The 21,803-nt window shown below is 75.8% G+C and carries 20 protein-coding genes; 6 read left to right on the forward strand and 14 right to left on the reverse strand.

Annotated features, from left to right (window positions below; all coding sequences use genetic code 11):
* Positions 1-37 precede the first annotated feature (37 nt).
* The 3 genes from AB0J53_RS42755 to AB0J53_RS42765 all read right to left on the reverse strand — a co-directional run bounded on the left by AB0J53_RS42755 (position 38) and on the right by AB0J53_RS42765 (position 1,147).
* Complete coding sequence (locus AB0J53_RS42755) at positions 38-376, reverse strand: metalloregulator ArsR/SmtB family transcription factor (RefSeq protein ID WP_364183450.1); 339 nt, start codon at positions 374-376, stop codon at positions 38-40.
* Positions 376-594, reverse strand: coding sequence for a hypothetical protein (locus tag AB0J53_RS42760; protein ID WP_364183453.1), 219 nt, complete (start codon positions 592-594; stop codon positions 376-378). Before AB0J53_RS42760 ends, AB0J53_RS42755 begins: the two co-directional genes overlap by 1 nt.
* A 70-nt stretch (positions 595-664) precedes the next feature.
* On the reverse strand, positions 665-1,147 hold the full coding sequence (locus tag AB0J53_RS42765) for a GNAT family N-acetyltransferase (protein WP_364183456.1): 483 nt from the start codon (positions 1,145-1,147) through the stop codon (positions 665-667).
* Between the two features lie 144 nt (positions 1,148-1,291).
* Between AB0J53_RS42765 and AB0J53_RS42770 the strand changes: the two genes are divergently transcribed.
* A complete protein-coding gene (locus tag AB0J53_RS42770; RefSeq protein ID WP_364183459.1) occupies positions 1,292-3,910 on the forward strand; it encodes a LuxR family transcriptional regulator in 2,619 nt (872 codons plus the stop codon).
* A gap of 19 nt (positions 3,911-3,929) precedes the next feature.
* Here the strand turns inward: AB0J53_RS42770 and AB0J53_RS42775 are convergent, their stop codons facing one another.
* On the reverse strand, positions 3,930-4,865 hold the full coding sequence (locus tag AB0J53_RS42775) for an NAD(P)-dependent oxidoreductase (protein WP_364183462.1): 936 nt from the start codon (positions 4,863-4,865) through the stop codon (positions 3,930-3,932).
* 74 nt (positions 4,866-4,939) lie between these two features.
* The gene (locus tag AB0J53_RS42780) at positions 4,940-7,963 is read right to left on the reverse strand and encodes a BTAD domain-containing putative transcriptional regulator (RefSeq protein ID WP_364183465.1); all 3,024 of its coding nucleotides are present in this window, start codon (positions 7,961-7,963) and stop codon (positions 4,940-4,942) included.
* Positions 7,964-8,058: 95 nt separating this feature from the next.
* Here AB0J53_RS42780 and AB0J53_RS42785 point away from each other — a divergent pair, with 95 nt between their 5' ends.
* Positions 8,059-8,517, forward strand: a complete 459-nt coding sequence (locus tag AB0J53_RS42785; RefSeq protein ID WP_364183467.1) for a DUF3592 domain-containing protein — start codon at positions 8,059-8,061, stop codon at positions 8,515-8,517.
* Here AB0J53_RS42785 and AB0J53_RS42790 read toward each other — a convergent pair.
* The 3 genes from AB0J53_RS42790 to AB0J53_RS42800 are packed head-to-tail and all read right to left on the reverse strand — an operon-like array spanning position 8,508 to position 11,088.
* Entirely contained in the window at positions 8,508-9,170 is a 663-nt protein-coding gene (locus tag AB0J53_RS42790; RefSeq protein WP_364183469.1) for a response regulator transcription factor, read from the reverse strand. The two genes, AB0J53_RS42785 and AB0J53_RS42790, sit on opposite strands and share 10 nt — an antisense overlap.
* The gene (locus AB0J53_RS42795; RefSeq protein WP_364183472.1) at positions 9,167-10,291 is read right to left on the reverse strand and encodes a histidine kinase; all 1,125 of its coding nucleotides are present in this window, start codon (positions 10,289-10,291) and stop codon (positions 9,167-9,169) included. Before AB0J53_RS42795 ends, AB0J53_RS42790 begins: the two co-directional genes overlap by 4 nt.
* Entirely contained in the window at positions 10,288-11,088 is an 801-nt protein-coding gene (locus AB0J53_RS42800; RefSeq protein WP_364183475.1) for a hypothetical protein, read from the reverse strand. The genes AB0J53_RS42795 and AB0J53_RS42800 overlap by 4 nt, the downstream gene beginning before the upstream one ends.
* A 384-nt stretch (positions 11,089-11,472) precedes the next feature.
* Between AB0J53_RS42800 and AB0J53_RS42805 the strand changes: the two genes are divergently transcribed.
* Positions 11,473-12,036, forward strand: a complete 564-nt coding sequence (locus AB0J53_RS42805; protein ID WP_364183478.1) for an SPFH domain-containing protein — start codon at positions 11,473-11,475, stop codon at positions 12,034-12,036.
* A 13-nt stretch (positions 12,037-12,049) separates the two neighbouring features.
* Here the strand turns inward: AB0J53_RS42805 and AB0J53_RS42810 are convergent, their stop codons facing one another.
* On the reverse strand, positions 12,050-13,027 hold the full coding sequence (locus AB0J53_RS42810) for an NADP-dependent oxidoreductase (RefSeq protein WP_364183481.1): 978 nt from the start codon (positions 13,025-13,027) through the stop codon (positions 12,050-12,052).
* Positions 13,028-13,084: 57 nt separating this feature from the next.
* Between AB0J53_RS42810 and AB0J53_RS42815 the strand changes: the two genes are divergently transcribed.
* Positions 13,085-14,038, forward strand: coding sequence for a helix-turn-helix domain-containing protein (locus tag AB0J53_RS42815; RefSeq protein ID WP_364183483.1), 954 nt, complete (start codon positions 13,085-13,087; stop codon positions 14,036-14,038).
* Between the two features lie 21 nt (positions 14,039-14,059).
* On the opposite strand, the gene AB0J53_RS42820 is transcribed toward AB0J53_RS42815, so the two are convergent.
* Entirely contained in the window at positions 14,060-15,010 is a 951-nt protein-coding gene (locus tag AB0J53_RS42820; RefSeq protein ID WP_364183486.1) for a helix-turn-helix domain-containing protein, read from the reverse strand.
* Positions 15,011-15,109: 99 nt separating this feature from the next.
* Here AB0J53_RS42820 and AB0J53_RS42825 point away from each other — a divergent pair, with 99 nt between their 5' ends.
* The gene (locus AB0J53_RS42825; protein ID WP_364183489.1) at positions 15,110-16,042 is read left to right on the forward strand and encodes an MBL fold metallo-hydrolase; all 933 of its coding nucleotides are present in this window, start codon (positions 15,110-15,112) and stop codon (positions 16,040-16,042) included.
* A 33-nt stretch (positions 16,043-16,075) separates the two neighbouring features.
* On the opposite strand, the gene AB0J53_RS42830 is transcribed toward AB0J53_RS42825, so the two are convergent.
* A complete protein-coding gene (locus tag AB0J53_RS42830; RefSeq protein ID WP_364183492.1) occupies positions 16,076-17,032 on the reverse strand; it encodes a YafY family protein in 957 nt (318 codons plus the stop codon).
* Between the two features lie 81 nt (positions 17,033-17,113).
* On the opposite strand from AB0J53_RS42830, the gene AB0J53_RS42835 reads away from it, so the two are divergent.
* On the forward strand, positions 17,114-18,424 hold the full coding sequence (locus AB0J53_RS42835) for an FAD-binding oxidoreductase (RefSeq protein WP_364183495.1): 1,311 nt from the start codon (positions 17,114-17,116) through the stop codon (positions 18,422-18,424).
* On the opposite strand, the gene AB0J53_RS42840 is transcribed toward AB0J53_RS42835, so the two are convergent.
* The 3 genes from AB0J53_RS42840 to AB0J53_RS42850 all read right to left on the reverse strand — a co-directional run bounded on the left by AB0J53_RS42840 (position 18,421) and on the right by AB0J53_RS42850 (position 21,784).
* Complete coding sequence (locus AB0J53_RS42840) at positions 18,421-19,854, reverse strand: MFS transporter (RefSeq protein ID WP_364183498.1); 1,434 nt, start codon at positions 19,852-19,854, stop codon at positions 18,421-18,423. The genes AB0J53_RS42835 and AB0J53_RS42840 overlap by 4 nt on opposite strands.
* Positions 19,855-19,926: 72 nt before the next feature.
* The gene (locus tag AB0J53_RS42845) at positions 19,927-20,415 is read right to left on the reverse strand and encodes a MarR family winged helix-turn-helix transcriptional regulator (protein ID WP_364183501.1); all 489 of its coding nucleotides are present in this window, start codon (positions 20,413-20,415) and stop codon (positions 19,927-19,929) included.
* Positions 20,416-20,512: 97 nt separating this feature from the next.
* The gene (locus AB0J53_RS42850) at positions 20,513-21,784 is read right to left on the reverse strand and encodes an alpha/beta hydrolase (protein ID WP_364183504.1); all 1,272 of its coding nucleotides are present in this window, start codon (positions 21,782-21,784) and stop codon (positions 20,513-20,515) included.
* Positions 21,785-21,803 lie beyond the last annotated feature (19 nt).

Here is a 21,803-nt window from a genome sequence, read left to right on the forward strand (position 1 = left end):
GGCCGGTCGATGGCCCACGCCCCGGCGAGCACCTGGTTCACCGGCTGCCGGTCTCGGCCTTGAGCTCGTCGAGCAGGGCGTGGCGGCCCGCCAGCTTGGCGTGCAGCAGGTGGCGGGCGGCGCGCAGCAGCTCGGCCACGTCGCCGCCGGACAGCGCGTAGACCACGGTCGAGCCGTCGCGGCGCGCGGTGACCAGCTCCGAACGCCGCAGCACGGCCAGGTGCTGCGACAGCCCGGCGGGCTCCACCTCGATCGCGGCCAGCAGGTCACGCACGGGCTTCGGCCCGTCCTGGAGCAGCTCCAGCACGCGGATCCGGACCGGGTGCCCCAGCAGCCGGAACAGCTCCGCCTTGGCCTCGTACAGCGGGACGGACATCACGCCCCCTCCTCCCCCGCCCTCTCTCCGCCCGTCTCGTGGCCCGTCTCGTCGTGGCCCGTCGTCACGCCGTGGGCGCGCGCCAGCCGGCGCACCTCGTCCAGGTCGCCGGCGGCGGCCAGCGCGGCCTCGGCGTCACCGGCCCGTTCGGCGGCGCGCAGGGCCTCGGCCGCCTCGTCGGCCCGTCTGCGGATCTCCGCCGCGAAGGCCTCACTCATCGCATCCCGCATTCATGCGCTCCAGTATCGATGCAGTTGCGCAGTTTCGCAATTGCACGACACCGCAGCGTCAGTCCTCGGTGCTGTAGTAGTGGAGGCTGTCGTCGGAGGAGACGCGGCGCAGGCCGGCCTTCTCCAGCACCCGCTGGGAGGCGACGTTGGCGTGCGCGGTGTCGGCCAGCGCGCGGCGGACCCGGCCGTCGTCGAAGCCCTCCCGCAGCAGCGCCCGCACCGCCTCGGTCGCGTAACCGCGCCCCTCGGCCTCGGGCGCGACGCCGTACCCGAACCCGACGGTCCCCGCCTCGTCGGGCGGGCCGAAGAAGCCGAGGCCGCCGATGACCGCGCCCGACCCGAGCAGCACGATCTGCAGCGGCCCGAACAGCGGATCGCCCCCGGCGCCCTTGAGGACGAGCCCGGCGATGTCCCGGTCGTCGTCCCGGGGGTAGCCGGGACTCCAGTTACGGCCCTCGCGCGACCCGGCCACCACGTGCCGGGCCTCCTCCTCGGTGAACGGGCGAAGCCGCAGCCGGGCGGTCTCCAGGGTGAACGTCATCATGCTCTCCTGCGAAATCAGGCCGGAATCAGGCCGGTGTAGGGGTACGGCACCGACAGTAGGCACCCGGCCCCCGCCGCCGAATCGGTCATGACGACCTAATGCGACCGATCGCCCTTACCGGCATGCCAGTACATTTGCCGGGTGTTGTACGGTCGGGCCGCCGAAGAAGAACAGTTGCGCCGCCTCCTCACCGAGGCCGGAGCCGGTGCGAGCGCCGCGCTGGTGCTGACCGGCGAGGCGGGCATCGGCAAGACCGCGCTGCTCGACCACCTGGCGTCCGGCGCGGGCAGGGTGCTGCGGACGACCGGGATCGAGTCGGAGAACGAGCTGCCGTTCGCCGCCCTGCACCAGCTGCTGCGGCCCGCCCTGGACCACCTGGACCTGCTCCCCGGGCCGCAGGCGGACGCGTTGCGGGCCGCGTTCGGCATGACCGCGGCCACCGGCCGCGACCGTTTCCTGATCGGGCTCGCCGTGCTGACGCTGCTGTCGGAGCACGCCGGGGAGCAGGCGCTGCTGTGCCTGGTCGACGACGCGCAGTGGGTGGACCAGGCGTCCCTGGACGCGCTGACCTTCGCCGCGCGGCGGCTGGACGCCGAGGGCGTGGTGATGCTCTTCGCCCTGCGCGAGCCGCGTCCGCTCGGGCTGGCTGAGCTGCGGCTGGGCAGGCTGGACGAGGCGGCCACGGCGGCGCTGCTCGCGGCGCGGACGGGCGGCGAGCTGCCCGCGTACGTGCGCGAACGGGTCACGGCGCAGGCGCAGGGCAACCCGCTGGCCCTCGTGGAGCTGTCGCGGGCGATGACCGCCGAGCAGCGCGCGGGGCTGCTCGGCCCGCTCCCGGCGGCGCCGGGCGGCGTCGGCGCGGCGGGTCGCGTGCAGGCCGCGTTCGGCGCGCAGCTCGGCCTGCTGCCGCCGCTCACCCGGCGGGCGCTGCTCGTCGCCGCCGCCGACGACACCGGCGATCCGGCCGTCGTCCTGGCCGCGGCCGGGGCCGCCGCGCCCGACCTGGAACCGGCCGAGAAGGCCGGGCTGATCCACCTGACCGGCTCCACGCTGGCCTTCCGGCATCCGCTGGTGCGGGCGGCCGCCTACCGGGGGGCCACGTTCGCCGAGCGGATCGCCGCCCACGACGCCCTGGTGGCGGTCCTGGACGGCGACGAGCACGCCGACCGCCGCGCCTGGCACCGGGCGTCCGCCGCCACCGGCCCCGACGAGCGGGCCGCCGCCGAGCTGGAACGCGCCGCCGAGCGCGCCACCGGCCGGCAGGGCATGGCCTCGGCCTCCGCCGCGTACGAGCGCGCCGCCCAGCTCAGCGCCGACCCCGCCGCCCGGCAGCGCCGCCTCGTCACGGCGGCCCAGGTCGCCGCCGACGCCGGGCTGTTCCACCGCGTCGCCGCGCTCCTGGAGCACGGTGACGGGACCGGTTCGCCCGAGGCGGCCCGGGTGCGGGCCGCGCTCGAGCTGAACGCGGGCTCGGCCGCCGAAGCCGTCCGGGTGCTGCTCGGGGCGGACTTCGGCGAGCCCGCCATCGCCGTCGAGGCCGTGCACGCGGCCCTGTCCGCGGGTGACCCCGGCCTGGTCGCGCGCGTGTGCGAGCGGGCGCTCGCCGCCTCTCCCGGCCCCCACGGCACGCTGACCGGCGTCGCCTTGCTCCTCACCGGCCAGGCCACGACGCCCCGCTGGGAGGACGCGGCCCGGGACGCGGGGACGCTGTTCAGCGAGCGCTTCCTGGCCGCCCGCGCCGCGTACGCCCTCGACGACCACCGCCTGGCGGGCGAGCTCGCCGCGCTCCTGCTGGACCACTGCCGCTCCCACGGGCTGCTCGGCTGGCAGGCGACGTGCCTGCACCTGCTCGCGGAGAGCCGGCTCGCGCTCGGCGCCCTGGACCTGGCCGGGCAGTCGGCGGCGGAGGGGCTGCGCCACGCCGAGTACGCGGGGCTGGACCACCGGGCCTGCCACCTGCGCGCCACCCTCGCCACCGTCGCCGCCCTGGAAGGCGACGAGGCCCGCTGCCGCGAGCTGGCCGGGGACGCCCTCGCGCACGCCACCGCCCACGACATCGGCTCCGCCGCCGCGCACGCCCGCCACGCGCTGGCCCTCCTGCACCTCGGCGCCGGCGACCCCGCCCCGGCGCTCGCCCACCTGGACCGCGTCCCGCCGGGGCCGCCGATGCTGACCGCCTTCCTGCTGCCCGGCCTGGTCGAGGCCGCCGCCCGCACCGGCACGCCCCGCCCGGACGCCGCGGCCGGCTACGAGCGGTGGGCGCGGCGGACCGGCAGCCCGGCCGCGCTCGCCCTCGCCGCCCGCTGCCGGGCCCTCACCAGCACCGGCGAGCAGGCCGAGGACCACTTCACCGCGGCGCTCGGCCACCACGAGCCGGGCCTGGAATGCTCGCGCACGCACCTGCTGTACGGCGAGTGGCTGCGCCGGCGCCGCCGCCGCACCGACGCCCGCCGCCACCTGCGCGCCGCGCTGGAGGGCTTCGACCGGGCCGGCGCCGCGCCGTGGGCCGCCCGCGCCCGCGCGGAGCTCCGCGGCACCGGCGAGGTGATCGACGAGACCGCCGCCACCGGCAGCCCGCTCGGCCGCCTCACCCCGCAGGAGCGGGAGGTCGTCCGGCTCGCCGCCGCCGGGGTGAGCAACCGGGAGATCGCGGCGCAGCTCTTCCTCAGCCCCCGCACGGTCGGCCACCACCTCTACCGCGCCTTCCCCAAGCTGGGCGTCACCTCGCGCAGGCAGCTCGCCGACGCCCTCGGCCGCTGACCGCCTTGCCCCGCCCCGGTCAGCCGGCCGTGGCCATGCGGGAGGTGAGGTCGCGCCGCACGCCGTCGCGGTAGCCCGGCAGGGCGGGCGTCCAGCCGAGCTCGGCCTTGGCCTTGGCGTTCGACACGCGCATCGACGTGTCGACCATCAGGGCGGCGAAGTACGGCGCGGCCAGGCGGATGGCCCAGTCCGGCAGCGCGCGCGGCGGCCTGACGCCCGCCGCGCGCGCGTGCTCGCGGAACATCTCGCCCCAGGTGACGGGCGTGTCGTCGACGATGTTGTACGCCTGCCCGGCCACGCCCTTCTCCAGCGCCGCCACGGTGGCCGAGGCGGCGTCGGCGAGGTGGATCCACGCCATGGTCCGCCCGCCGTCGCGCGGCACCGGCAGCTTGCCGGACCGCAGCGTCTCGACGAAGCTCCGCGACGCGGTCAGCCCGTAGAAGGCGCCGTAGCGCAGGGCGACGCCGTCGATCCCGTCCGCCTCGAACGCCTGCTGCTCGGTGGCGCGCATGGCCGCCACGACCGGGTCGGTCCTCGCGCCGCGCGCCTGGCCGAACGGGTCCTCCTCCGTCAGCGGCCTGACGCCGTGGTCGAGGAAGCCGTAGCCGGGCACCATCGACTGGGTGACGAACCGGCGGGCGCCGACCGCGCGGGCGGCCTCCAGCAGGTGCGCGGTGCCGGTGGTGCGCAGCGTGTTGGTCATGGCCATGTCGGCGTGCCGGGCCGGGGTCTTGGCCAGCGCGGTCAGCTCGTGGATCAGCGCGTCGGCGCGCAGCCCGCCGACCGCGCGCAGCAGGCCGTCGCGGTCCAGCACGTCGGCCACCACCGTGGTGGCGCCGGGAACCCGCACCCCGGCGTTCCGGGTGAGGGCCAGCACCTCGTGGCCCGCCTCCACCAGCGCCGCCACCAGGGGGCGGCCGATCGCTCCCGTGGCGCCCGCGACCAGAACCTTCATGACAGCCTCCTCGTTCGTCGTCCGCGTTCAGGCATCAAGACGGATCCAGCGACCGCGAACGTGACATCGGCGGCTCACGGCCGGCCGTGCAGCTCCAGCTTGCTCGTGAGCTCGGCCGCCTCGGGCGAGGCGGCGCCGAGGACGGTGAGGGCGCGCCGCCAGGCGTCGACGGCCTGGGGCAGGTCGCCGAGCTCGTGGTGCAGGTCGCCGAGGGCGCGCAGGGCCAGGCCCTGGCGGCGGGGCGCGGGGATGTCACCCGCGATGGCGATGACCTCGGTGAGCGTGGCGATCGCCTCGCCGGAGCGGCCCTGCCTGCGCCGCAGGTCGGCCCAGGTGAACAAGACGCGGGCCTGGCTGACCCGGTCCTGGACGCCGTGGTAGATCTCCAGGGCGTGCCGCAGCCGGCGTTCGGCGTCGGCCAGGTCGTGCTGGGCGAGCCTGACCATGCCGAGCCCGAGCACGGCGTAGGCGATCCCGAGGGGGAAGCCGAGTTCGTCGAGGCAGGCCCGCGCCCGGCTGAAGCAGTCTTCGGCGGCGGCGAGGTCGCCGCGTTCGAGCTCGATCTCGCCGAGGACGATCCGGGTGAACTCGCGGGAGCGGACGTCGCCGGTGCGGTCCGCGAGCATGATCGCGCGCCGGATGTGGCGGGTGGCGAGGTCGTACCGGCCCTGGCTGAAGTGCAGGCGGCCGATGCCGCGGACGCGGGTGATCTCGGTGAACCGGTCGCCGGCGCGGGCCAGGCCGTCGCCCGCCTGCTCGTAGCAGGCGAGCGCGTCGGCGGCGCGGCCCCGCAGGCGGTGCAGCTCGGCCAGGGTGACCTGGGCCAGGGCGTGGCCGTACGGGTCGTCGGCCCTGTCGAACAGCGCCAGCGACTCCTCGATGACCTGCTCGCAGCGGGCCAGCTCGTTGCGGGCGAAGTGCAGGCGGGCCAGGCCGTAGAGGGCGACCGCCTGGCCCCGGACGTCGCCGGTGGCGCGGGTGCTGGCCAGGGCGGTCTCGTGCATCGCGTGCCATTCGTCGTAGAGGCCGCGGGTCTCCAGCGGGTGCATGGCCGCGGCGGCGAGCTCCCAGCACGCCACCAGAGTGGCGCTCTGGCGGACGGCGGCGACGAGGGCCGCGCGTTCGGCCTCGATCCAGGCGAGCGGGTCGGGCAGGACGTGCCCGTCGGTGACCTGCGGGCCGGGCGACCAGAGCAGGTCGCCGCCGCGCGGGAGCTGGTAGTCGCCGCCGCACAGCTTGATGTGGGCCTGGCGGGTCAGCGCGAGCCAGCCGCTCACCGCCCGCCGCACCGCCGTGGTCCGCTCGGCCTCCGTCTCGGCGGCCTCGGCGCATTCGCGGGCGTACGCGCGCGTCAGGTCGTGGAAGCGGAACCGGGTCTGCCCGCTCCGGTCGCGGCCCGCGACGTCCAGCAGGCGGACGTCGACCAGCTCCTCGACCAGGTCCTCGGCCTCGGCCGGGGGCGCGTCGAGCAGGGCGGCGGCCGTCCACGCGGCGAAGTCCGGCGCCTCCAGCAGGCCGAGCAGGCGAAACAGCCGCTGCGCCGGCAGCGTCAGGCCCTGGTAGCCCACGGCGAGCGTGGCCCGCACCGCCTGGGAGCCGTGGGACAGGTGCCGCAGGCGGTCGCGGGTGTCGCGCAGCCGGGCGACGAGCTGGTCCACGTTCCAGTGCGGGCGGGCGGCGAGCTTGGCCCCGGCGATCCGCACGGCGAGGGGCAGGCCGCCGCAGAGCTGGACGAGCCGGTCGGTGTCGCCCGCCGCCTCGGCCGCCCGTTCGGCGCCGATGACGGACCGCAGCAGCTCGCGCGCCTCGCCGGGCGGCATCAGCGGCAGCTCGATCCGGCGCGCGGCGGGCAGGCCGGTCAGGCGCCGTCTGCTGGTGACCAGCACCGCGCAGCCCGGGGTGCCGGGCAGCAGCGGGCGGAGCTGGCCCTCGTCCGCGGCGTCGTCGAGCACCACGAGGAAGCGCCGGTCGGCCAGCTTCCCCCGGTACATCTCCGCCCGTTCCTCCAGGCTCGCCGGGATCGCGGCGCTGTCGACGCCGAGCGCGCGCAGGAACCGGCCCAGTGCCGTCTCCGGCGTGACCGGCGACTGGCCCGCGCCGTGCAGGTTCACGTACAGCTGGCCGTCCCGGAAGTCGCGCCGCAGGTGGTGGGCGGCGTGGACGGCGAGCGTCGTCTTGCCGGCGCCGCCCTGACCGGAGATCACGCACACGGGGACGGGCGGCTCGGGGCCCACCTGCGGGCGGGCCGGGCGCAGCGTCTCCAGCGCGGCCACCAGCTCGTCGGCCCGGCCGACGAAGTCGGCGGCGTCCGGCGGGAGCTGGCACACGCCCCCGTCACGCGGCCCGGGGGCCGCGCCGGACGGCAGGTCGCCGCCCAGCACCCTGGCCTGGAGCTGCTGCAGGTCCTTGCCCGGCTCCACGCCGAGCTCGCCCACGAGCACGTCGCGGGCCTGCCGGAAGACGTCGAGCGCCATGTCGCGCTGTCCCGTGCGGGCCAGCGCCAGCATGAGCAGGTACCAGGCCCGTTCCTGGAGGGGGTGCTCGGCCAGCAGGCGGCGCAGGTCGTTCATGACGTCCTGGGCGTGCCCGAGGCCGAGCTTGGTCTCGGCGTGGTCGAGGCGGGTCCGCGTGCGCCGCTCCTCCAGCTCGTCGAGGCGGGCGAGCACGCCGGCCGGCAGGCGGACGCCCTCGGCGGGCTGGCCGCGCCACAGCGCCAGCGCCCGCTCGTAGTGTCCGGCGGCGGCCTCCTGCGCGCCCTCGGCCGCGGCCGAGCGGGCGAGCCGGGTCTCCCGCTCGAAGACGAGCAGGTCGATCAGGTCGGCGTCGGCCTCCAGCAGGTAGCCGGTGCCCTTCGTGAGGATGCGGATCCCGGCCGGGAGCGCCTTGCGCAGCCGGGCGACATAGGTCTGCAGGTTGGAGACGGCCGAGGTGGGCGGGCTGTCCCACAGGGCGGCGACCAGGCGGTCCCGGGACACGGTGGCGTTCGCGTCGAGCACGAGGACGGCGAGCAGGGCGCTCTGCTTGCCGCTCAGCTCGACGGTCCGCCGGGCCACCCGGAGGAAGACCGGACCCAGGACGCCACAGGCCAGTTCCGTCACGCACCACGCTCCCGCACTCGCGATGCCCCCACCGTATTGTTGATCAACGGTTCGCGCAGTCGAAATCAGTTGTCCCTTTGCGCCACACTCGTCCCATGCACATCGGACGGCCTCTCACCCTGCTCGGCGCGATCTTCGGCGTGGTCGGGCTGGTGCTGCTCGGCGTCGGCGTCGCGCTGGCCGTCTCCTCGGCGAGCTTCCTGTCCTCGGCCGGGCGGGCCGACGGGACCGTGGTCGACATGACGGAGCGGATCACCACCAAGCCTCGCAACTCCGACGGGCACCGGCGCCGGGAGTCGGCGTGGTACCCGACCGTGGAGTTCAGCGTCGGCGGCCGGACGTACACGTTCCGGGACTCCACCGGCAGCAACCCGCCGTCCTACGCGACGGGCGAGAGCGTGCCCGTCGCCTACGACCCGGGCGACCCGGCGGACGCGCGGATCGCCTCGTTCTCGTCGGGGTTCCTCGGCCCGCTGATCGTCGGCGGGCTGGGGCTGCTGTTCACCCCCGTGGGCGCGGTGCTGTTCGTCAGGGGGCGGCGGGGTCACGCGTGAGGGCCGGGACCGCCGGTCCTGGCGTAGCCGTGCTCGTAGGCCCAGATGACCGCCTGGACGCGGTCGCGGAGCCCCAGTTTGGCCAGGATGCGGCCGACGTGGGTCTTGACCGTGCCCTCCGCCATGTAGAGGCGGCCGGCGATCTCGGCGTTCGTCTCGCCCGCCGCGATGCGCCGCAGGACCTCCCGCTCCCGCTCGGTGAGCTGGACGCCCGGGCCCGCGGGCCGAGGCAGCGTGGGGGCGACGTGGTCGAGCAGCCGCCGGGTGGTCGACGGGGCGATGACCGCGTCGCCCGCGTGGACGGTCCGCACCGCGGCCACCAGCTCGTCCGCCGGCGCGTCCTTCAGCAGGAACCCCGACGCGCCCGCCCGCAGCGCGGCGAACGCGTACTCGTCCAGGTCGAACGTGGTCAGCACGATGACCTTCGGGCCGCCCCCGGCCAGCAGGCGGCGGGTGGTCTCGACGCCGTCGAGGCGCGGCATCCGCACGTCCATCAGCACCACGTCGGCGCTGACGCGCGCCAGGCCCGCGAGGGCGTCGAGCCCGTCGCGCGCCTCGCCGACGACCGCCATGTCGTCCTGCGCGTCGATCACCATGGCCGTGCCGGTGCGCACCAGGTCCTGGTCGTCGACCACGAACACCCTGATCGTCATCGCGCGCCCTCCCGGTACGGCAGCCGGACCCTCACCACGAACCCCCGCTCCTCCTCGGCCCGGGCGGACACGGTGCCGCCGACGGCCGCCATCCTCTCGCGCATCCCGGCCAGCCCGTGTCCCGGGGGCTTGCCCGGGGCCGGGGGCGGGCCGTCGTCGGTCACCGTCACCTCCAGCGCGCCCCGGGTCCACGACACGTCCACCGACGAGCGGGCCGCGCCGCCGCCGTGCTTGAGCGTGTTGGTCAGCGCCTCCTGGACCACGCGGTAGAGCGCGAGTTCCGCCCCCGGGCCGATCGGCCTGGCCTCGCCGGAGGCGGTCATGGTGACGTCGAGCCCGGCCGCGCGCGTACGGTCGAGCAGGCCGGGAAGGTCGGCGAGGCCGGGCTGCGGCGTGAGCCCGGCCGGTTCGGCGCGCAGGACGCCGACGAGGCCGCGCATCTCGGTGAGCGCCTGCCGCCCGGTCTCCTCGACGGTGGCCAGCACCTCCGGGGCGCGGGCGGGCGCCAGCCGGCCGCCCCTGGCCTGGGCGACGATCACGGCGAGGGCGTGCGCGACGACGTCGTGCATCTCGCGGGCGATCCTGGCCCGCTCCGCCAGCGTGGCCCGCTCGGCCGACATCGTGGCCTGCTCCTCCAGCAGTGCCACGTAGCGGAGCTGGCTCCTGCGGTGCAGGCCCAGGCCCCAGGCCGCGACGACGACGGCCAGCAGCAGGCCGAGCAGCATCCACGGGTCCGGGCCGAGCCGGGCGGCGGCCACGCTGGCGTCGGTGGCGAACCTGGCCGCCGCCAGCCCCGCCCCCGCCACGCCCACGACCAGCGGCGGGTACGGGCTGCCGTACGCGGTGCGCGAATACAGCGCGAGCGGGAAGAGCACGACCGTCGGCAGCACCATGAACAGGCCCGTCACCGCCGCCTGGACGGCCATCACCCCGGCGATCACCGCGAACGCCCACAGGTCCCGACGGAACGCGAACGCCACGTGCGCCACCAGGCAGGCCGCCACCAGGACGATCGCCCTCGGGCCGGGCACGGACAGCACGGCCACGACGGCGGACAGCAGGAAGACCGGCAGTCCGAGCACGAACGCGACGGTGACGTCGAACCTGCGGGCGGGGCTCATCCGCGCTGGAAGGCCAGCGTGGCCCCACCCACGGCGAGCCCGAACAGCAGCCAGCTTCCATAGACCACGGACACCATGATGACGGCCGAGGCGTCGCCGAGCGGCACCGGGCCGTCGGTCACCCCGAGAAGCTGCGCAAGCGTGCCGAAAACCGACATACTTCCCATCGTGGCCAGCATGGCGGCTCCCGTCCAGCCGCCGGCCAGCACCAGCCGGCGCGGCAGCCGCCGCCCCCACCCCTGCACCAGCGCCAGCGACCCGGCCGCGCCCACCACCAGCATGACCAGCTCACCGTACGGGAACCCTTCCGCGTACACCGCCGGGCGCAGGAACTCGCCGCCGAACGACCAGTAGAGCTTGGCGGTCGGGTAGACGAAGCCCAGCGCGAACGCCGTGTAGCCGAGCCAGGGCCCGCCCGGCACCCGGGTCCGCCGCAGGATCAGCGCGCCCACCAGCCCGGTCGCGGCCAGCGCGAGCGCCCGGCCCGCCATCCCCGGCCAGTCGACCGTCGCGAAGTCGCCCGCCGGGATGCCGGTGACCGCGAAGAACGCCCGGAACCCGTCCAGCACCACCCCGCCCGCCGACCAGAGCAGCAGCACCGCCGCCGCCCACCCGAGCGGCGCCGGCCGGGGGACCAGCGCGAACACCGCCCCCGCCAGCGCGGCCCCCGCCGTCACGAGATGGGGCGCGAACCCGGCCGTGTACGACGGCGCGGGCAGCCCCGCCGTCACCAGGGCCGTGATGAGAGTGAGCAGCGACACGACCGCCGCCGCGAGTTGGAGCCTGGAGATTCGCATGCCGTCGACGATCCCGCCCTTCCCCGGTCCCCCGCGTCTCCACCAGGTCCCCCGACCCCAAGACCCCAGAGGTATTGACAACCAGCCCCGATGCGGTGCGGCGAGTCAGGCTTCGCCGGCCCGGAGGACGGCGTCAAGGCGGCCCGTACCCGCGCGAGCGGCTCGCCGAGGTCATCCTCACCACCCTGGCCGCCTGCCGCCGCTGACCGCGCGACCTGCGGTTCCCGTCTACATGGTGGCCCGGCCGGAGATGGGTGCCAGGCCCGATGGAGTTCCCGGCCGGGGACGGGCAGACTGTAGGGCCATGCGTGAGGGGCGGAAGGTCCCCCGGAGCGCCTGCTCACCCGCATGGCCGCGGCACGACCATGGAGGGAGAGGGCCCATATGGACGCACTCGACATCGCTGAGCCCGGGCTGTGGATCCTGCTGGGCCTGTCCCTTCTCGTGATCGCCGGGCGGTGCTTCCGGGTGGTGGGCGAGGACGAGCGGCTGGTGGTGCGCAGGTTCGGGCGGACGAAGGGGGTGCGCGGGCCGGGGCCGGTGGTCATGTGGCCGGCGCTGGACCGGGAGGTGCGGGTGCCGTTGCGGCTGGAGCCGCTCGAGCTGTTCTGTGCCGGCGCGGTGACCAGGGACGGGGTGACGGTGCAGGTCACGGCGGCCGCGCTGACGGCGGTGACCGACCCGGTACGGTTCGCGACGGCGGTCGAGAGCCCGGCGGCGGCCACGGCGATGGCGGTCGAGGGCGAGCTGCGGCGTCACATCGCCCAGCGGGACCTGGCCGAGCTGCCGGCGCTGGCGGCTTACGACCACGCCGCGCTGGCCGACCGGGTGAGTGAGACGAGCGGGCGGTGGGGGGTGGAGGTGGTGCTGCTCGACGTCACCGACGTCCAGATCCCGCTCAGCGGCGGGCTGGTGCACTGGCTGGAGAGCCGGGCGGGCGCACGGTAGCGGCGCGGTCCCGCTACAGCTTGACGATCATCTTGCCCACGTTGCCGCCGCGGAGCATGGCGATGAAGGCGTCGGCCATGCCGTCGAGGCCCTCGGTGACCGTCTCCGCCGCGACGAGCCGCCCGGCTCGCAGGTGCGGGATCGCGAACTCCTCCAGCTCGGGCTGCAGGTGCCCGTAGTCGCGGACGAGGAAGCCCTCCAGGCGGAGCTGCTTGCCCACGACGTCGAACAGGTTGCGCGGCGCGGCGGGCGCGACCGGCGTGTTGTACTGGCCGACCGCGCCGCACCAGGCGACGCGCCCGTGCGGGAGCAGCGCGCCGATGGCCGCCTCCAGGTGGTCGCCGCCCACGTTGTCGACGTACACGTCGATCCCGTCCGGCGCGGCGGCGGCGAGCCGGCCGCCGAGGTCGCCCGCCCGGTGGTCGATCGCGGCGTCGAAGCCCAGCTCGGAGGTCAGGTAGGCGGCCTTGGCCGCCGAGCCGGCGCTGCCGACGACCCGCCCGGCGCCGAGCAGCCTGGCGAACTGGCCGGCCGCGCTGCCCACTCCCCCGGCCGCCGCCGACACGAACACGGTCTCCCCCTCGCGCAGCCGGGCCACCCGGGTGAGCGCCACGTACGCCGACAGGCCCGTCCCGCCCAGCACGCCCAGGTACGCGGTCACCGGCACGCCGGGCGCCCGGGGCAGGATCCGGACGTCCTCCGGCGCGACCACGGCGTGGCTGCGCCACCCCTGGCGGTGGAAGACCAGGTCACCGGGTGCGAGCCGGGGGTCGCGCGAGTCGGCGACCCGGCCGATGGAGCGGCCCTCCAGGGGGATGCCGAGGTCGTCGGTGTCCATCCGCTCCCGCATGTACGGGTCGACCGAGAGGTAGAGGTTCTCCACCAGCGCCTGTCCCGGGCCCGGCACCGGGTCGGGGATCTTGACATATGCGAAGTCTCCGGTGTCCGGCCACTCGTGGGGCCGGGCCACCTGATGCACGATGACAGCCATGGCCGAGGAGTCAACCGGGAGCCGCCCCACGCCGACACTGATTTAGGCTCTGGCTTAATGATTACCTACCGGCTGTCCGTCGACGACCTCGCGGACGTGCGTTTCGCCTGCTCGCCGCTGCTGGAGACCGTCACCAGCCTGTGGGCCCTGCGGCGGCCGGAGCGGCACGCGATCCACCTGCCCTGGATCCGGCGGGCACGCGCGGCGCTCGCCGGGGCGGCGCCCGCCGACGTCGCCGTGCTCGACGGCCTGCTCAGCCCCGGCCGTGACTGGCTGCCCGACTTCCTCACCCCGCGCCCCGCCGTACGCTCTCCCGACATCGCCGGCGAGCTCGACCGCCTGCGCGGCACCCCGCCCGAGCGCGCCCTGGCCGACTTCCGCGCCGTCTACGGCACCCACCCGCTGCCCGGAACGACCGATCCGGCCGCCATCGCCGGCGTGCTGGGACGCTACTGGGACGCGGCCGTCGCCCCGCACTGGCCCCGGATGCGCGCCGTGCTGGAGGCCGACCTGCTGCACCGGGCGCGGCAGGCCGCCGCCGACGGCGCCGCCGCCGTGCTGCGCGGCCTCGACCACCGGGTGAGCTTCGCCGACGGCGCGTTGCGCGTGTACGGCGGCGCCTCGCTGGACTACGAGGCCGACGTGGCCGGGCGCGGCCTGTGGCTGGTGCCCACGCTGTTCGCGCCGCAGACCATCGCCCCCGTCGGGCCCGGCGAGCCGCCCACCGTGATCTACCGGTGCCGGGGCATCGGCACCCTGTGGGAGGCGTACCCGGCGCCCCCGCCGGAGGCGCTCGCCGAGCTGATCGGGCCCACGCGGGCGAGCCTGCTGGCGACCCTGGACGACCCCATGTCGACGTCGGAGCTCGCCCGGCGGCACGGCGTCACGCCCAGCGCCGTCTCCCAGCATCTCGCCGTGCTGCGGCGCAACGGCCTGCTGTCCCGCACGAGGGCGGGCCGCCAGGTGCTGTACGCGCGGACGGCGCTCGCCGACCAGCTGATGTCGCCCTGAGGACAGCCCCCGCGCGGGGGTTCAGTGGCCGTACAGGCGGCGGTAGCGGCCCGGCGAGGTGCCGATCAGCCGGGCGAAGTGGCGGCGCAGCAGCGCGGTGACGCCGAAGCCGCAGCGGGCCGCGACCTGGTCGATGGGCAGCGTCGTGGACTCCAGCAACTGCTGGGCGCGGGCGATGCGGGCGTGCAGCAGCCACTGGGCCGGGGTGGTGCCGGTGTAGTCGGCGAAGTGCCGGGCGAACGTGCGCGGGCTGGTCCGGGCGTGCGCGGCCAGGTCGGCCACGGTCAGCGCCTGGTCGAGCCGCTCCAGCGCCCACGCCTGGGTGCCGGCGATGTCCGGGGCGGCCGAGCCGGTGGCGGGCACCGGCCTGGCGACGTACTGGGCCTGGGCGCCGTCGCGATGACCGGCGGCGACCAGGTGGCGGGCGATGGTGTTGGCCACGTTCACGCCGTGCGCGAGCCGTACGAGGTGCAAGCACAGGTCGATGCCGGCGGTGGCGCCCGCGGAGGTCCAGACGCCGCGGTCCTCCACGAACAGCGCGTCCGGATCGACCGTGACCTCGGGGTGCGCCTCGGCGAGCCGGCCGGCCAGCATCCAGTGGGTGGTAGCGCGCCGCCCGTCGAGCAGCCCGGCGGCGGCCAGCACGAACGCGCCGCTGCACAGGGCGGCGAGGTCGGCGCCCCGGCCGGCGGCGGCGCGCAGCGCGCCGGCGAGCCGCCCGTCCAGCGGCCCCTGGGGAACGCCGGCGCCCGGGATGACGATCAGGTCGGCGTCGGCGAGGCCGCCGAGCGCGTGCGCGGGCTGGACCCGCGCGGCGGGCTCCATCGTGACCGGAGCCCCGTCGACCGAGCAGAGCCGCAGGTCGAAGCGCGGCACCCCGGCCTGGGAGCGGTCGGCTCCCCACACCCAGCAGGCGACCGAGTAGTCCAGCACGCTCATCCCGTCATGGAGAAGCAGAGCGACGCTGCGCATGGCAGGAATGTAGCGCATGTTGGCATTCCTGCTACTCCTGCCGCCTTCGCCGCCCCGATCAGGATGATCCCGGAGCCGAACGCAGAGGAGACACACATCATGACCGGAGTGCATCGTCGGACGTTCCTGTGGGGCGCGGTCGCCGCCGGGGCGGGCGCGCTCCTGCCCTCGGCCGCCCTTCCCGCGGCGGCCCACGCCGGGGCGTCGCCGGGCGGGGCCATCACGTCCAGGTCCGTGGGCGCCTTCGACGTGGTGGCGCTCCGCGACTCCGCCGACACCTTCCCGGCGACGCGTACCGAGATGTTCCCGGACGCGACGGAGGAGGACTGGCGGCGGGCCCGCCGGGCCGACCCGGGCGCGTTCGGCCCCGGCCTCGCCTGGAAGCTCGACTTCCGCTGCTACGCGGTGCGGCGTCCGGGCGGGCGGATCGCGCTGGTCGACGCCGGGGTCGGCCCGGCCGGCAGCCCCGGCTCGGCGTGGGCCGCCCCGGGCGTGCTGCCCGAGCTGCTCGCCGCCGCCCGCATCGACGTGGCGGACGTGGACCTGGTCGTGCTGACCCACGTCCACGAGGACCACATGGGCTGGTCGGTGAGCACGGACGGGGTGCCGACGTTCCCGAACGCCCGGTACGTGGTCCAGCGGACCGAGGTGGCGCGGCTCGCGGCGACCAGCCCGATGCGCGACTACCTGATCGTGCCGTTGCAGCGCACGGGGCAGCTCCGCGAGATCGACGGCGAGGTGCGGCTGGCCGGCGCGCGTGGCAGCCGGCTCACCGCGATCCCGACGCCGGGGCACACCGTGGGCCACCAGTCGGTGCTGGTCGACGGCCACGGCCGGCGCATGGTGATCACGGGCGACGTGCTGGTGCACGCCGTGCAACTGGTCGCCCCGGACGTCGGCTACGCGCTGGAGGCGGACCAGGCGGTGGCCGCCGAGACGCGCCGCGCCCTGCTCGCGGACGCCAGGCGCCGCCGCGCCACGCTGGCGACGGCCCACCTGACCAGCCCGTTCGTCAACGCCCGCCATCCCTGACCGGCGCCGTCGGTCGCCGCGTCGGCCGCCATGTCAGTCACGGTACAGGGCGGAGATCGCGGACGCCGCGCGGGACAGGTGGTCGCGGGCCTCGGGCGGCGCGGTGACCTCGATGTCCGCGTGGAACTGCAGCAGGTGGCAGACCGCGCCCAGCTCCGGGTAGGTGAACGGCACGCGCACCCAGTCGGGCCCGTCGTCCTCGGGCGGGCCGCTGAAGTAGCCGCCGGCGATGCGGGTCACCATGTCGAGGCGTGACCGCCGGACGCGCGTCTCGATCCGGATGCCGTCGCCGCGCTGCTCCACCTGGCGGCGCAGCTCGTCCCACACCTGCGCCAGCTCCACGCCGGGGCGGCGGCGTACGGGCTCGGGGGTGACGGTCACGCGGGAGATGCGTTCCGTGCGGTAGAGGTACGGGCCGCGCCGGTGGTCGGCGACCAGGTACCAGACGCCGGCCTTGGCGACCAGCCCGTACGGGTCGACGGTGTAGCCGCGGACGGCGCGCTGGCCGCTGTGCCGGTAGCGCAGGCGCAGCCGCCGGTCGGCGAGGACCGCGTCGAGCAGGGTGTCGAGCTGGAAGTCGGGGCGGGGACCGGCGAGCCAGCGGTCGGGGTCGACGAGGATGCGGCGGCTGGTCAGCTCGGCCGCGGGCCGGTGCGGCGCGGGGAGCGCGGCCATCACCTTGCGCATCGCGGAGCCGAACGCCTGGTCCAGGCCGAGCGCCGCGTGGGCGCCCCGGGCGCTCAGCACGAACAGCGCCCTGGCCTCGTCGGTGGTCAGCCCGGTGACGTCGGTGCGGAACCCGGCCAGCAGCCCGACGCCGCCGTGCTTGCCGCGCTCGGCGTAGACGGGGACGCCGGCGGCGGACAGCGCCTCGAGATCGCGGTAGATGGTGCGCTGCGACACCTCCAACAGCTCGGCCAGCTCCTTGGCGGGGACCAGGCGCCGGTGCTGGAGCACCAGCATGATCGACAGCAGCCGGTCGAATTTCACCCGTTCAGAATATGACGGCAGATGTCATGTTATGTCGCCAGGCTGGCCGTGCTGAGCCTGACGAGACGAACGGAGTACGACATGACGCGCACCCTTGCCTCCACGCTGGCCGGCCGGGTGACCGGGCCGGTGTTCCTGCCTGGCCAGAACGGGTTCGAGGAGGAGCTGACCGGTTTCAACCTGGCGGTGCGGCACCGCCCCGACGTGATCGTCGGCGCCCGGGAGGCCGGGGACGTGGCGGCCGCGGTCGAGGCGGCGGTGGCGCACGGCCTGCCGGTGGCGGTGCAGAGCGCCGGGCACGGGTTCTCGGTCCCCGCGACGGGCGGCGTGCTGATCTCGACCCGGCGCATGACCGGCGTGCAGGTGGACCCGGGGACCCGGACCGCCCGGGTGGCGGCCGGGGCCCGGCTCGGCCAGGTGATCGCCGAGGCCGCGCCGTACGGGCTGGCCCCGCTGAACGGGTCGGCGCCGCACGTGGGCGTCGTCGCGTACATGCTGGGCGGCGGGCTCGCGCTGCTGGGGCGCTCCCACGGCTGGGCCGCCGACCGGGTGCTGGCGCTGGACGTGGTGACCGCCGACGGCCGGGCCCGCCGGGTCACGCCGGACTCCGAGCCGGACCTGTACTGGGCGCTGGTGGGCGGGCGCGACAACGTGGGCGTGGTGACGGCGCTGGAGTTCGGCCTGGTGGAGGTGTCCCGGCTGTACGGGGGCGGCCTGTTCTTCGACGCCCGGCTCGCCCCCGGGGTGCTGGAGGCGTACCGGGAGTGGACCGCGGGCGTCCCGGCGGAGATGAACTCCTCGCTGGCGCTGATCCCGGGTCCGGACGGGCGGCTGTGCCACGTGCGGATCGCGTACACCGGCCCGGCGGAGGAGGGCGAGCGCCTGGTCGAGCCGCTGCGGCGGGTCGGCCCGCGGGTGCTGGAGACGCTGCGGGAGATGCCGTACGCGGAGTGCGCCTCGATCCACGACGACCCGCCGACGCCGATGCCGTGGGGCGCGGACAACGCCATGCTGCGCGAGCTGGACGAGAAGGCGGCGGGGATCATCCTGGCGCACGCCGGTCCGGAGGTCATCGTGGAGCTGCGTCACCTGGGCGGCGCGCTGGCCGCTCCCCCGGCGCGCCCGAACGCGGTCGGGCACCGGGACGCGGCGTTCATGCTGGCGGTCCTGACGATGGACGGGCGGCCGGCGCCCGCGGAGGTGTTCCGCGAGCTGGAGCCGTGGACGCTGGGCCGCTTCCTCAGCTTCATGGGCCACGGGGAGGCCGCCGGTCCGGAGCTGGTGCGCACCGCGTACCCGGCCGCCCACCACGCCCGGCTGGCCGCGATCAAGGCGGTGTACGACCCGGGCAACGTGTTCCGGTTCAACTACAACGTCGCGCCCGCGTCCTAGTGCGTGACGACGGGGGCGGGTGACGCGGCGGCGGTCCGGGCGGGCGTGCGCAGCACGGTCAGCGCGACGAGGAGCGCCGCCAGCAGGAGCCCGGCCGCGATGCCGAACGCCAGCCGGTAGCCGCCGGTCAGGGCCGCCGCCTGGGTCGCGCCCTGGCCGAGCAGCTCGCCGGTCCGGGAGGCGGCCATGGTGGACAGGACGGCCACGCCCAGCGCCATGCCGATCTGCTGGGTGGTGTTGAACAGGCCGGAGGCGAGCCCCGCGTCGTCGGCCCTGGCCGCGGACATGCCGAGCGTGGCGAGGGCGGGCAGCACCAGGCCGCCTCCGGCGATCAGCAGCATGACGGGCAGCAGGTCGGGGACGTATGACGCCTGCACCGGCACCCGGGTGAGCCAGGCCATCGCGGCGAGCAGCAGCACCAGCCCGGCGACGAGCACGGCACGGGCCCCGAACCGGTCGTTGAGCCGGGCGGAGACGAACAGCGAGACGCCGCCGATGGCGACCGCGGCCGGGAGCATCGCCAGGCCGGTCTCCAGCGCGCCGTAGCCGAGCACCTTCTGCATGTAGAGCGCGACGAGGATCTGGAAGGCGAACATCGCCGACAGGCTCAGCATCTGGGCGAGGTTCGCGCCGGCGACGTTGCGGGAGCGCAGGACGCGCAGCGGCATGAGCGGGCTGCGGGCGGTGGCCTGGCGGGCGAAGAACCCGGCCAGCAGCGCGAGCGAGAGCGCGCCCAGGCCCAGCGTGTGCCCGGCGGCCCAGCCGTACTCCTCGATCTTGACGACGGTGTAGATGCCGAGCATGAGGCCGCCGGTGACGAGGGCGGCGCCGAGCGTGTCGGCGCCCGCCGCGAGGCCGGCGCCGCGGTCGGCGGGCAGGACGCGGACGGCCAGGGCGACGGTGGCCAGGCCGATCGGCAGGTTGATGAAGAAGATCCAGTGCCAGGAGAGCGCGCCGGTGAGGACGCCGCCGAGCACCTGGCCGATGGAGGCCCCGGCCGCGCCGGTGAAGCTGAACACGCCGATGGCCTTGGCCCGTTCGCGTGGCTCGGTGAACAGCGTCACCAGGATGCCGAGCACGACCGCGGAGGCCAGCGCGCTGCCGGCGCCCTGGAGGAAGCGGGCGGCGATCAGCACGGCGGGCGTGGTGGCCAGGCCGGCGAGCAGCGACGCGGCGGCGAAGATCACGTTTCCGGCGAGGAAGACGGTCTTGCGGCCGATCAGGTCGCCGAGCCGCCCGGCCAGGAGCAGCAGGCCGCCGAAGGGGATCAGGTAGGCGTTGACGGTCCAGCTCAGCCCGGCCGCGGTGAAGCCGAGGTCGCGCTGGATGGCGGGCATCGCGACGGTGACGATGCTGCCGTCGAGGATGGTCATCAGGCCGGCGGCCGACAGCGCGATCAGCGCGAGCGGGCGCGATGGGGTGGGGGACATGGCCTCTCCTGTTCAGATGCGGACAGGTGAGACCCTAACAGATGGTTTTGTTGTAGACGATCCCCGTCGGACCTATTTCTGGGACTGGCGGGCCCGGCGCGCGCCCGGCGCGACCTCGACCGGGGTGGACAGGTGGCCCTCGGCCAGCCGCCGCATCGCCGCAAGGAGCGTCTCGCGCTCCGCCTCCGGCAGGGCGTGCAGCGCCTCCCGGTGCACGCCGTCGACGATCTCCTGGCTGCGCCGGGCGATCTCGGCGCCCTTCTCGGTGACCGCGATGATGCGCGCCCGCCGGTCGGTGCTCGACGGGCGGCGCTCGGCCAGCCCGGCCTTCTCCAGGGCGTCGACGGTGACCACCATCGTCGTCTTGTCCATGTCGCCGAGCTCGGCGAGCTGGATCTGCGTGCGCTCCTCCTCCAGGGCGTGGACGAGCACGCAGTGCATCCGCGCCGTCAGGCCGATCTCGGCCAGCGCGGCGGCCATCCTCGTCCGCAGCACGTGGCTGGTGTGGTCGAGCAGGAACGACAGGTCGGGCTCAGTGCGGCCGGGCGCCATTGCGGTCATGCCACCAGCCTAGCCAATCGTCCCCATCCGGATTATCCGCAACGACCCTGCCCGGAGTCGGCTCACGCCCGCGTCACCCGGCCGGCGCCTCCCCCGATCAGCCTCCGATCCAGGCCGCGACGTCGGCGACCACGGCCGGGTCCACGTGCTGCGCGGGCTCGTACCCGGCCGGGGTCGACGGGCCCGTGCCGGGGAAGAACAGGTGGTCGTCGGCGTCGAAGACGCGGATCGTGACGTCGGGCCGGTGGCCGAGCCCGGCGCGCCAGCCCGCCAGGTCGTGCTCGACGGTCACCTGGTAGTCGCGGCCGCCCTGGAGGATGAGCATGGGCCGCTCCAGCGCCGCCGCCGTCGCGACGGGGTCGTAGCCGCGCAGCTCCAGCCAGTACGGCGCGGGCAGGCCGAACAGCAGCGACCGCGCCGGGGCCGAGGGCGACAGGGCCGGGTCGGCGACCGCCTCGGCCTGCCGGGTGATCATCTCGACGGCGGCGTCCATGTCCGGCCCCGGGTCCAGCGACGCGAGGTGCCGGACGACGCGGACGGCGGCCTCGTGCATGGGCTGCGTGTCACCGGCCATGATCACCAGGCCGGCGACGGCCGGCTCCGCCTCGGCGACGCGCGGGGCGACCTTGCCGCCCATGCTGTGGCCGAGGACGAACACGCGGTCCGGGTCGACGCCCGGCTCGTCCCGCAGCAGGCGGACGGCGGCGGTCGCGTACGGCACGTACTCGCCGGTCATCGTGAGCTCGGCGGCGGCGTGGACGTGGGTGGCCTTGTCGAACCTGGCGACCGCGATCCCGCGCGTGGCGAGCCCCCAGGCCAGGTCCTTGAGCGGCTTGTTGGCCCCGCTGGTGGCGTCGCGGTCGAACGGCCCTCCCCCGCTGAGCAGGACGACGCCCGGACGCGGGCGGGGCCCGCTCGGCAGGCTCGCCGGGCCGGGCCCGCGCGGGAGGGTCAGCGTGCCGGGGACGGCCAGGGGCCCGTCGCCGATCACGACGTCGCGTTCGGCGAACGCCGCCGGGTCGGCGTACGGCGGCGGCTCCCAGGGCGGGGTGAGCGCGGTGAGCCGCAGGTCGTGCAGCAGGCCGTCGGCGTCGACGGCGACCACGACGGCGAGCCCGCCGCCCTCGCCGGTGACCGGGACGCTCACGCGGGCCGGACCCGGCCCGGCCTGCTCGGTCGCGGGCTCGCCGATGCCGGTGACCGGCCCCCGCTCGGCGATCGCGCCCGTCCAGGCCGCGCGCACCGCCCCGGCGTCGATCAGCTTGCGCAGCGGCGCCGCGAACAGCCGCTCGAGCTCCGCGAACCGTCCCGCGTGTGCGAGCTCGGCGACCGTCCGGGCGGTCGTCTCCGCCCCTGTTAACATTCTCATAGTTTGAGAACGGTAGCAC

The sequence above is a fragment of the Nonomuraea sp. NPDC049725 genome (genome assembly GCF_040674795.1).
GTDB lineage: Bacteria > Actinomycetota > Actinomycetes > Streptosporangiales > Streptosporangiaceae > Nonomuraea > Nonomuraea ceibae.